7 protein-coding genes and 1 tRNA gene are annotated in these 11,223 nt (G+C 53.0%); 3 read left to right on the forward strand and 5 right to left on the reverse strand.

Annotated elements, in window-relative coordinates:
• Positions 1-387: 387 nt before the first annotated feature.
• From J3T92_RS06165 to J3T92_RS06175, 3 genes are all read right to left on the reverse strand, one after another.
• A tRNA-Ser gene (locus J3T92_RS06165) sits at positions 388-475 on the reverse strand.
• Between the two features lie 126 nt (positions 476-601).
• Positions 602-2,044 carry a catalase gene (locus tag J3T92_RS06170; protein WP_267400478.1) on the reverse strand — a complete coding sequence of 481 codons (1,443 nt, stop codon included), beginning with the start codon at positions 2,042-2,044 and terminating at the stop codon, positions 602-604.
• Between the two features lie 321 nt (positions 2,045-2,365).
• Complete coding sequence (locus tag J3T92_RS06175) at positions 2,366-3,808, reverse strand: Nramp family divalent metal transporter (RefSeq protein ID WP_218971711.1); 1,443 nt, start codon at positions 3,806-3,808, stop codon at positions 2,366-2,368.
• Between the two features lie 176 nt (positions 3,809-3,984).
• Here J3T92_RS06175 and J3T92_RS06180 point away from each other — a divergent pair, with 176 nt between their 5' ends.
• Both J3T92_RS06180 and J3T92_RS06185 read left to right on the forward strand, forming a co-directional pair.
• The gene (locus J3T92_RS06180; protein ID WP_267400480.1) at positions 3,985-4,707 is read left to right on the forward strand and encodes a metal-dependent transcriptional regulator; all 723 of its coding nucleotides are present in this window, start codon (positions 3,985-3,987) and stop codon (positions 4,705-4,707) included.
• Between the two features lie 99 nt (positions 4,708-4,806).
• Positions 4,807-6,786, forward strand: a complete 1,980-nt coding sequence (locus J3T92_RS06185; RefSeq protein WP_267400481.1) for a DUF6541 family protein — start codon at positions 4,807-4,809, stop codon at positions 6,784-6,786.
• Between the two features lie 5 nt (positions 6,787-6,791).
• On the opposite strand, the gene J3T92_RS06190 is transcribed toward J3T92_RS06185, so the two are convergent.
• Together J3T92_RS06190 and J3T92_RS06195 are read right to left on the reverse strand one after the other, a co-directional pair.
• The gene (locus J3T92_RS06190; RefSeq protein ID WP_267400482.1) at positions 6,792-7,814 is read right to left on the reverse strand and encodes a glycosyltransferase family 2 protein; all 1,023 of its coding nucleotides are present in this window, start codon (positions 7,812-7,814) and stop codon (positions 6,792-6,794) included.
• 63 nt (positions 7,815-7,877) lie between these two features.
• On the reverse strand, positions 7,878-8,933 hold the full coding sequence (locus J3T92_RS06195) for an acyltransferase family protein (RefSeq protein WP_267400483.1): 1,056 nt from the start codon (positions 8,931-8,933) through the stop codon (positions 7,878-7,880).
• A 762-nt stretch (positions 8,934-9,695) separates the two neighbouring features.
• Here J3T92_RS06195 and J3T92_RS06200 point away from each other — a divergent pair.
• The gene (locus J3T92_RS06200) at positions 9,696-11,216 is read left to right on the forward strand and encodes a hypothetical protein (RefSeq protein ID WP_267400485.1); all 1,521 of its coding nucleotides are present in this window, start codon (positions 9,696-9,698) and stop codon (positions 11,214-11,216) included.
• Positions 11,217-11,223: the final 7 nt, after the last annotated feature.

Genomic DNA, 11,223 nt, shown 5'->3' on the forward strand with positions numbered 1-11,223 from the left:
AAGAGGCGCCTATCAGCCTGTCCAGGAAGCGACCGGTGATTCGCTTAAGTAAGATCACCCGTCGCAAAGATCTATGGGTGCCAACTTGTAGCTGGTGACGGGGCTGAGCGTATCCTCTCTCGCATTTGCCGTAAGTCTTCAACGGCATGGCCTTGAACTTTCTTTGTCTCGCTCTGCTCGCAGCGTCTTGTCGCCTCCAGACATCCCTGTCTTGCCAAGTACTTAGGTGATCGGGCGCCTTATCGTAACAAGACCGCCTAGCTCACTATAGTAAACGACCTGCTAAGACCAGACATAGTGGCAAGGAACAGGATAGACAGCGCAAAGGATGGTGAGGCCGATATTGCGCATACAAAAAGAGTCTTGGGTCACTGTCCAAGACTCTGCTGGCGGAGGATACGAGATTCGAACTCGTGAGGGCGTGAACCCAACACGCTTTCCAAGCGTGCGCCATAGACCACTAGGCGAATCCTCCAAGGCTGCAATGAATGGGGCCGTAGCCTATGTGACCCTGATCAAGGCAACTAGGAAATAATAACACAGGGCGGGGATTGCAAGCCAGTTCAGACGTGTCGCCGACAGTTCCCGCCCTGTTCTTGTATTACTTGATCTGATCCATGGAAAGGCCAAGAGCCTCAGCCACGCGCTGGCCGTACTCCGGGTCAGCCTGGTAGAACTGCCTGGTCTCGAGAACCTGGATCTCCTGGTCATCGACAGAGCCCAGGGTGTTCTTGATGGTCTGTATCAGGCGGTCTTTCTCCTCCGGGCTCATCAGCCTATAGAGACGGCCGGCCGCGGAATAGTAGTCATTGTCATAGGGGCGGGAGTACTCGGTCTGCCCTTGGACGGCATCGCTGTGCATTTTGGCATCGTTGTCTTCCACGGGGCCGCCCTTGCTGTTGGGCTCGTAGTTGACCGATCCATCCTGACCCTGGGACATGAAACCGTCCCGCTCGTAGTTGTGGACCTCGTTGATCGGGCGGTTGATGGGCAGCTGTTCGTAGTTGGCACCCAGACGGTAACGCTCGGCGTCCTTGTATCCGAATAGCCGGCCCTGCAGGAGCTTGTCGGGCGACGGCTCAATGCCAGGGACGAAGTTGGCGGGGGAGAAGGCCGCCTCTTCCACATCATCGAAATAGTTGGTCGGGTTGGTGTCCAGCACGAACTCGCCTATCTCAATGCGCGGATAGTCCTTCTTGGAGACGACCTTGGTCACGTCGAAGATATCGTCCTTGTAGTCCAGGCCCTCCTGGTAAGGCAGGATCTGCACGCAGACCTTCCACTTGGGGTAGTCGCCCCGGTCGATGGCATCGTAGAGATCATGCAGGAGGAAGTCCGTGTCCTCGGAGGCGACCTTGGCGGCAGTCTCGTCGGTCATGTTCTTCACGCCCTGCTCGCTCAGGAAGTGGTACTTGACCCAGAACTGCTCGCCTTTCGCGTTGACCCACTTGAAGGTGTGGCTTCCGTAGCCGTTCATGTTCCGGTAGCTGGCAGGGTTGCCCCTGTCACCCATCAGATAGGTGACCTGGTGGACAGACTCAGGGGAGTGCGACCAGAAGTCCCACTGCATCTCCTGGCTGCGCAGGTGGGTGGCCGGGTCGCGCTTCTGCGAGTGGATGAAGTCGGGGAACTTCAGGGGGTCGTTGACGAAGAAAATGGGGGTGTTGTTGCCCACCACGTCGTAGTTGCCCTCCTGCGTGTAGAAGCGCAGGGCGAAACCGCGCACGTCACGCAGGGTGTCGGGATAGCCGGATTCGCCGGCCACCTGGGAGAAGCGCAGCAGAATGGGCGTGGTCTTGCCGGCTCCGTTGAATACGTCGGCCTTGGTGTAGGCGCTCATGTCCTTGGTCAAGGTGAAGGTTCCCTTGGCCCCAGCCCCCTTGGCGTGGACTACGCGCTCTGGTATGCGCTCGCGGTTGAAGTGGGCCAGCTTTTCGAGGAGCTGGTAGTCCTGCATGAGGATGGGTCCGCGGGTGCCCGCCGTCTGGCTATGGTTGTTGTCTGCCCAAGGCTGCCCTTCGTTGGTAGTAAGTTTGTCGTTCATGTCTGCTCGATTCCTCTGACCTCTATGAGTTTTGCGATTGACAGTCCCAAGCTGGCCAGGTCTGCGACCCAGCTCCTGGTTGACCACTCGATCGCTAATGACAGGACTCTTGATAAAATCCTGCTATTCTCCACCGTATCTGACTGGGGATGGAGTTGGTGGATATGCGCGCTGAGCGAGAGTCAGATATGTCACTAATCGAGCAAGATGCTCATGACGACGAAGAGTGATGTGTCTGTTGCGGGCGGAATTACAAGAGAGCCGCCGACGATGCCTCATTCAATCGGCAAACGGCGACGGCTCTCATCAGAGCACTGGTGCTCAGAGCATCTGTATCAGTTCGCCCACATCCTGGATGACCAGCTGGAGGTTAAGCCCGGTCAGGATAGCCACCACAATCCAGGCCAGGAAGGCCATCCATCGAGGGTTGGCATACTTGCCCATGATCTTCTTGGAGGAGGTGTACCAGACCAGTGGGATCATGGATATGGGCAGGGCCACGCACAGGAAGACCTGGGAGTAGACCAGCAGACTATCCAGGGCGGACTCCTTGCCGCCGAAGGCGATGGTGCAGATCAGCACGGGGATGATGGAGATCACACGGGTGACCAGCCTGCGCAGCCAGAGAGGAATCCTCATGCGGATGAAGCCCTCCATGACGATCTGTCCGGTCAGAGTGCCGGTAATGGTCGAGTTCTGACCGGAGGCCAGCAGGGCCACAGCGAAGAGGGTGGAGAGCAGACCGGAGGCGACCGGGCCGGCGATGGTCTTGTCGCCGAGAGCGTTGTAGAGGGCAGTGAAGGTATCCAGCCCCTCGCCGTGTCCGAAGAACATGGCTGCACCCAGCATCAGCAGCAGGCAGTTGACCACGAAGGCGGCGGACAGCTGGATGTTGGAATCCCAGGTGGCGAAGCGGACCGCGTTGGCAACCTGACGGTCGTCGCTGCGGTCGAAGTCGCGGGTCTGAACGATGGATGAGTGCAGGTAAAGGTTGTGGGGCATGACCGTGGCGCCCACGATGCCCAGAGCCATGGTCAGCTGTCCGTTGCCCAGGATGGCCTTGTCGGGGATGAAGCCGCGGAAGACTGCGGGCATGTCGGGCCTGGCCAGGAAGACCTCGTAAAGGAATACCGCCATGATGACCAGGATCAGGGTGGCCACGATGGCCTCGATGCGGCGGAAGCCGATCTTGGTCAGCAGCAGGAGGATGAGCACATCCAGCACGGTCAGCGTCACGCCCAGGATCAGCGGAATGCCGAAGAGCAGTTTCAGGGCGATGGCCCCGCCGATCACCTCGGCGATGTCGGTGGCCATCACAGCCAGCTCCGTGCAGATCCAAAGGACGAAGCTGAGTCGGCGACTGGTGTGCTGGCGGGTGGCCTGGGCCAGGTCCAGACCAGTCACGATTCCCAGCTTGGCCGACATGTACTGCAGCATCATGGCGATCAGGCTGGAGATGAGGATGACGCTCATGAGCAGGTAGCCATACTGGGCGCCGCCACCAATGGAGGTGATCCAGTTGCCGGGATCCATGTAGCCGACTGCCACCAGGGCGCCCGGGCCGGAGAAGGCTGCCAGGTTCTTCCAGAAGGAGGATGTAGAGTTGGGTACGGAGACCGTGGCGTTAATCTCCTCCAGAGAGCGCCCATTGGCCGTCTCAATGATGGGATGGGATTGGTGCTGCCGACTGGACGGCGGAGTCCTGACTTCGGATCCGGCTGGACTGGCGGACCCTGAGGCGGGTCGGGTCTGAGTGTTCGGCATGTCACCTTCCTTGATTCTGGACCGTGGTGGTCGTGTGGCTGGCTATAGACTTCGACCCTTCGAAGTCTAGTGGCGCTCGATGAAGAATACCAGAGGTGATCTGTGACAATCTCAAAATATGCCTGCAGGGGTTGCTCGCGGGTCGCGCCATGGATCTGTGCTATAGACTGTGGAACATGGGAATTGCTGAACTGTCTTCTAGCGCCCAGGATTATCTCAAGGTCATCTGGGATCTTCAGGAATGGGATAAGGGCCCTGTCCAGCCCACTGCGGTGGCCGAAAGGACGGGCATGAAACAGTCGACGGTCTCGGGCGCGCTGGGTCGTCTGGTAGATGCCGGTCTGGTCACTCATAGGCCTTACGGCAAGGTGGAGCTGACCCAAACCGGTCGTCGCTATGCGGTCACCATGGTCCGGCGCCACAGGCTGCTGGAGACCTTCCTGGTGCAGGTCCTCGGTTACGGATGGGATGAGGTGCATGAGGAGGCGGACAGCCTTGAGCACGCCGTCTCTGACAAGATGGTGGACCGCATCGACGAATATCTGGGACACCCCACTGCGGATCCGCATGGTGATGCCATACCATCGGCTGACGGAGATCTGCCGCCTATGCCAACAACCATCCGACCTCTCTCGGATGTAGCCGACGGGGCGACGGTAAGGGTGCAACGAGTCAGCGACGAGGATCCTGATTTCCTCCGATACCTCGGTGAGAGAGGGATAGGTCCGGGCTGTGTACTAGCTATATCACAAAACAGAAGAGGATTGATTAGTATACGATTAGAGCAAGTTCCTGCGGCTGTACAGCGTGCAGATGAAATGTCGGACGTTTTAGAACTGATGCCTGATCAAGCCAACCGTATTCAAGTTAGTCTGTTAACGCATAAAGAATCTAAATAGTAAAATCCCGAAAGCGTTGTTATTCGCCATGCCTCGCCAGCATGTTCAAAGTTGTACTGACAGGGGCGAGGTCCGAAAAAGCGAAGACAAGGAGCAACTATGATTAGGCGGTTGACAAGATTGAGCTCACGGGGTGGCCAGGTTTTGAGTATTTCTCCCAATTTTGACAATACTTACGGTGTCTCGGACGCAAAAGGTTCGTCGGAGATTTTGGAACAGCCACTTTCATCAAACCAGACAGATACCGCCGATGAGGTCCAACTTCCTCTAATTAAACGAATTAAGACATCTAAATGGCTGGCATCGTTTCTGGGTATCTGTTTAGCATTTCTAATTGTTCTGATCTGGTTTCCTAAAAGCCAATCCATGTGGACACTGCCGATTCAGGAGATCGATGCCCCGTCCCACTATTACTTCATCCGCAAACTTATGCGCAATGGGGTTTCCGCGGCCCTGGCCCTCAATCCGAACGGCTCCTTCTACCCACCCCTCTTCCATCTCCTGGTCTATGCATTGATCAGCATCTCCTCTATGTTCGGGTCTGGTCTTAATATTTTCGCTTCCTTGAATATCGTATGGATTGTGGCTTCTGGCCTGATTTTTCCTGCTGGCATGGCACTCTGGTGCTCCTACTTTCTCCAGAAGAGCAGAGGCTGGGGTAAGGAGGTTATCAGCTTTCTGGTCCCCGTTTTGTCAGTGTCTTCTGCTGCTTTTCCTTTCTGGCTTCTCAGAGCTGGTCCTCTGATCGCCTATGGATTCGCATCCTGCATCCTGCCTTTTCTACTTTATGGAAGTCTCAGGCTTATGGATCTTCTGACCGGGGTCGATCCTGGGCGGTCTCGGGCCTTGGTCCGTTGGATTCTGATCGACCTTGCGTTATTCTTAATGATTTGCTTTGCTCAGCCTCGTGTCGCCTTCACATACCTTGTTCTGGTGGGATTCTTTGCTCTTATCAAGCTTCCTAGGAAGTTTCTTCTCTTCATACTTGCTCTTGTCCTGGCAGCTGGGGGACTCTTCGGCGCATATGTCATGTATCGCGACCCAGGCAAGAATTACTTTCACCCGTCCACCTGGTTCCATACTTTCCAGCCCACCCGTTCTTTGTCGGGTGCCTTGGGAATCGTGATTGGTGATGGGATGTCCGGATTGGCAGGGGTGAGTATGGGCTTGATGGTCTGCTTGGCTCTTTTTTCTTCTCTGTTTTTATCGGAAGAACGCAAATGGCTTGGGGCTGCCCTAGTGCTGACATTTCTGCTTGTGGGCTTGATATTCGTCTGTAGCGCATCCCTAACCGGGCCTATTGCTAACTTGTTGACGGCTGCTTGGTACCGGGGGGAGACAAGGACTGTTAGCATGATACCTTTTGCTGTAGTGCCCCTTCTGGCCTTTGGGACGGATTGTCTGCTTGTCAATGGTCCTGACTTGCTTCGTAGGACGATTCCGTCCGTTGACTGCGCAGCCGAGAGGCTGATGCCTTGGGTGCTTTCGAGTCTGATGGTCATTCTGGTTCTCTTGGCTAACTTTTCAAACCCGATACGCATCGAAATGGCTGGTCAGATTGCTGACACCACAAGGCTGTTCAGCTCTACCCAAGGTGCCCAGCTAACCACCCAGAAGAAGCAGGTCCTGGATGATTTGGCTACTCGTATCGAGCCTGATGCGGTCGTCATCTCTGATCCCATGAACGGATCAATGTATGGGATGACGCTGAACGGAACCAATATGCTCTACCCTGTCTATAACCCCATGCACACCAAGCACGGGGTCATCTTTGGGCAGGTGGAAGAGGCTTTCGCTTCGGGTGACAGGAATATTTTGTTAGATAGAGCCTGCCCAGTTCAAACCAATTACGCTCCCGAAAGTCCTCGCTCTGCACCGACGTCCGTCTATTTCCTGGCGATGGGAGATCAGGCCGACAGTCTGCTCATGTTTACCTATAAGGATCAGTACCTGCCGTTCCATGACCAGTCGATTATCGATAGATATGTCAACCAAGGCGCTCTGAAGCTGATCCGTGATTACAGCGATGGAGATTCTGCCAAGATAAATTGGGCTTTGTATAGGCTTGCCTGCCGTTGATTTATCTAGCGTCTCCCGATAGGTTCAGTTTTACTGACAAGCTCTGTTTGGGTGTCCTCTTTCTTCGGAACATCCTCAACAGACTTTTCCCTCCTGCGTAGGTAGGTGAAGGTGTTCGTGTTGCGAATGTATGATTTCCGGTCGTTCCTAGCAAGGATATCCAGGATGACGCCAGTGAAGATACCAAGCAGTCCCATCAAGATCAGGAGCACCGAGCAGACCAATGTGGGAAATCGCATGACTACGCCTGTCCTCCAGAAATCGATGATGACAGAGATCAGAAATCCTAGGCCTAGCACAGTCAGGATAGATCCGCAGGAACCGAAGAAGGACATGGGCCGATACTGCCGTATCATTTGGAAAATTGTAGATAGGACCCTCATCCCGTCACCAAAGGTGTTCAGCTTACTGACCGAGCCATGGGGGCGATCTCGGTACTTGACCGGCATCTCATAAAGACGAAGATTCTTATCAAGGCTTTGGATTGTCATTTCGGTTTCGATTTCGAACCCGGTCGAGAGGATAGGGAAGGTTTTGACATAAGCGAAGGAGAAAGCCCTAAAACCGGTCATTATGTCGTTGATGTTGGCATGGAAGCACCAGTTAATGGCTCGTCTTACCAGTCTGTTCCCGAAGTTATGGAAAGGTCGCTTATTCTCTGTGAAATAGGTTGAGCTGAGCCTGTCGCCGATAACCATATCATAGCCATCGATGATTTTCTGGACCATGGCCGGGGCCTGCTCGGCAGGGTAGGTGTCATCGCCATCCACCATGATATAGATGTCAGCGTCGATGTCGCAGAACATAGCCCTGGTCACGTTCCCCTTACCTTGTCTTGGCTCGTGGCGGACTATGGCACCATGTGTTTCGGCTATGGAAGCTGTTTCATCAGTTGAATTGTTATCATAGACATAAATGCGTGCTTCGGGTAGATAAAGGCGAAAATCGTCGACTACTTTGCCTACTGTGCTGGCTTCGTTGTAGCAGGGTATAAGCACGGCGACATCCATATGGTTCTCGTTCGACATAGGCACAAATGCAAGTATAGCTGACGACCGCGTCTTACGTCCTGAGAACCTTGTGGTACTCGCTTAGGCCTGCCTTTTAGCTAGTTCGGGGAAGAAAACGCGATTTATGACAGGTATTTGGTGGAGACAAAGAGCCATTAGTAGATCAAAGATTAGACGGACAGTGAAGATAATCAGAGTCGCTGCGAGCGAGGTAAATTGATTCAGCACTCGTGGGATAATGATTTCCCACGGCAAGACGTCGTCCTCTAGGAGATGCACGCAAAGTATGGCCAGTGTGTATCGGCCCAATTTGGCTAGTGCTGAATTTATCAAAGGCAGGTTTGAATCGATCAACTTAGACAGGCCAACCACGCAGACGGTACCGCCTAATGCACCTAGAAACGTCAGAAGGGGAATTTTCCCGTATTGGTTGACTGCCATGCTGAAGCCGCTAAATCTCCAAATAGATGCCACCCAAGCAATAGAGGGGATGATCCATAGCCAAGGATACTGGATCAAGATTTTCTGCAGATTGAGTTGATGGGCTAGGTGACCCAGGTAAACGAAAGTGGCGGCAGCCATGCCTGCTTGGATGCTCCAGGGTAGCCAACCTATGTGGGCACTTGTATAGCCTATGGCGAAGAAAAGGGCAATCCAGATAAATGTATAGGGGAGGTGTACTGCCAGGTTGACCAAGAGGTGTGCCCAAAAGAGTGCCAAGAGGAACCATATGGCCCCTATGCTGTGGTGGACAGACCAGAATAATCCGTCTACCGGTGCCCCGGCACCGTAGATAGAAGCCTTGGTCCAGATCACTAGGGAATTCAGGATGGATCTGTGTAAAGGCAACGCAAGCAGAACATTGCAAATGATCACCATAAATGAGGTCAATCCGTAGGAAACTAGAAGCTCTCTGATTTCCTTGCGCCAGGCAAACTTGCTTTCCGGATGGGAAAAGAACCCTGAAAGTGCGAAGAAAAGAGGCATATGAAAAGAAAAACAGCAACTATAAAAAAGAAACGAAACGTGGTCCATGCTCTCGGGCCTGTTCACATTGAGTGTGCTGTGTCCCAGAATGACAGCAAGGATGGCGAGACCGCGCGCGATGTCAAAATACCGAACTCTCACCTTTGCCATATTCGTTTTTGATGCCTTTCGCGCTCTTTGCATGCATACAGCAGCATCTGACCGCCCGCCTGCCAGCTTGCTTTCGATGGTTGTGCCCTAAGGCTATCATGTCGCATTATGCATTTGCCAAGGTCGAAGACTACTTTTTTGGTACGGACTCTGATCCGGCAGCAACTAGTACCCATATTGTGTGTGTTTCTAGCTTTTTCGGCAGAGGTTTTCATCTTCAATCTGCCTTATTGGTTGACACGTAACGCCATGCCCGTCCAGGCTGTCAATGAGGGTCTGGGTCCAGGTTTGGTTCAGATAGGGGATGGAAAGGCCAGGGTTACTGACCCTGCGCAGGCTTGGATGGATATTTCAGCCTCTGATCAAATAGAATACTTGTATCTCAATCCGGGCACTGGCAGGCAGCAACGTAGCTTAAGTTCGGATGCTAAGAGCTTGAGCTGGACTACTAGTACTAAGAAGCCAACCGAGAGCGGCTGGTACCATTCCACGGCCCCTATTATGTTCTCTCCTGACAATGAGATGACCAGGTATTCACACATTGGTGGCGGTGCCACTAATGTTCGGTTGATATATAAAGCCAATGTCAATGACACGTTTACAATCCCCTCTTTCACTGTTAATCCTCGTGTACCTTTTCGCTTATCTTGGCCGAGAGTAGCCCTAGAAGCAGTCTTGGTTTTGCTGATCATCTGTTTCCGACCGAATTCCCCTCTTTATAGGCGTCGATTGGCCTCTGGAGATATAGTCTGTTGGGCCGGAATGTTTATTCTTCTGATCATCGAAATATGCGCTGTGATCAAATTGTGGTTAATAGCCGGTGGCAGCGATACGCCCATCGGGCTTGACCGGCTAGGTAACGGCCAATTTTTCGACAACGGCCAATATAACCATATGGCTGATGCGCTCATCAACGGTCACGTTGCTTTAGACATGCCGGTCAACAAAGATTTAGCGGCGCTCTCGAACCCCTATGATACTTGGGCGAGGACTCAGATCGCAGCGACAGGCAGAGATCGGACGCCGATTCTTTTCGATACGGCCTTTAAATCGGGAAAATACTACAGCTATTTCGGAGTACTTCCTGCGCTCTTTATGTTTGCTCCATTTAAGATGATTACTGGAGCCGAGCTATCGGTGGGCTCTGCCATCTTAATCCTGGCTTTGATTAACACCATAATGTCTATGGTGGTGGCCATTCAGATTGCTCGCCTTTTCTCTCGGTCGAAGTCATCTTGCAGTCTGGGTGCAGTTATGTTGATTAGTTGTGCTATTTTCATGGGTCTACAGATCATAAACTTAGTGCCGGTGAGACTCTTTTACCAGATTCCTCAGACCATGGCTCGGGCTTTTGTCCTAATAGCTATTTCTTGTTGGGTACAGTCCAAATTGTCAGGTCTTAATAAGGCTTGGTTGGCTTTGGGTTCTTTGGCAATGGCAATGACCTTGGGATGTCGCCCTCAATTCATGCTGGCTGCTATTGTGGCCATCCCCCTCTTCTGGGAGGAGATACGCGGTCTTTGGTTGCAGGGACGGACAGGAGTCCGTGGGCTGGCTAGAGAGGCTGGAGTATGGGCCTGTGCCTTATTACCTGTTCTTCTGGTTTTCGCACCGCTCTTGGCCTATAACAAGGTACGCTTCGGGTCTTATCTGGATTTTGGGTCGAATTATAATTTAACCGGGTTTGATATGCCCAACTCCAGCCTTCCTTATACCCAGCTTTTCCCTATGATTTTCCTCTATTTTCTGCAGCCCCCTGTCATTTCTACTTTCTTCCCCCTTGTGGCTAAGACACCACAGCCACTCCCCCTTTGGGCACCCATGCAGAACAGTTATGGCGGTTATCTAACCACTATTGCTCCCTTTGCGTTGATTCTTTTTTTGTTGCCGAAATGGCGTGTCTGCCTGAAAACGCATCGGGTGAGTTCACTCTGCTGGTTCTTAGGCTTTTATGCTGTAGTCGTTTTCTTTTTCGACGTGCATGCGGTTGGATACGATGCACGTTATCTTGTGGATTGGGGTTGGGCTTTAATGCTTCTTTTTGCAATGCTGTTTATGTCCATTGACAGTGAGCGGAAAATAGATGTGCCCAAAAACGTGGTTTCGACTGGTGAAACTGACTGTGCAGAATGTCTTGGAGCATTTACTGAGCTTTCGCGCGTGATGATTGGATTGGTCACAGCTGGAATGGCTCTGGGGGTTATCCTCAACCTCCTCCAACTTCAAGCTGTTGAGGGAACCTCACTGTGGTGGGATGTCTATTCCTGGTTCCTCTTTGTGTAGATGATCG

Origin of the sequence: Bifidobacterium sp. B4081, from assembly GCF_026537335.1 — a bacterium.
Classification (GTDB): domain Bacteria; phylum Actinomycetota; class Actinomycetes; order Actinomycetales; family Bifidobacteriaceae; genus Bombiscardovia.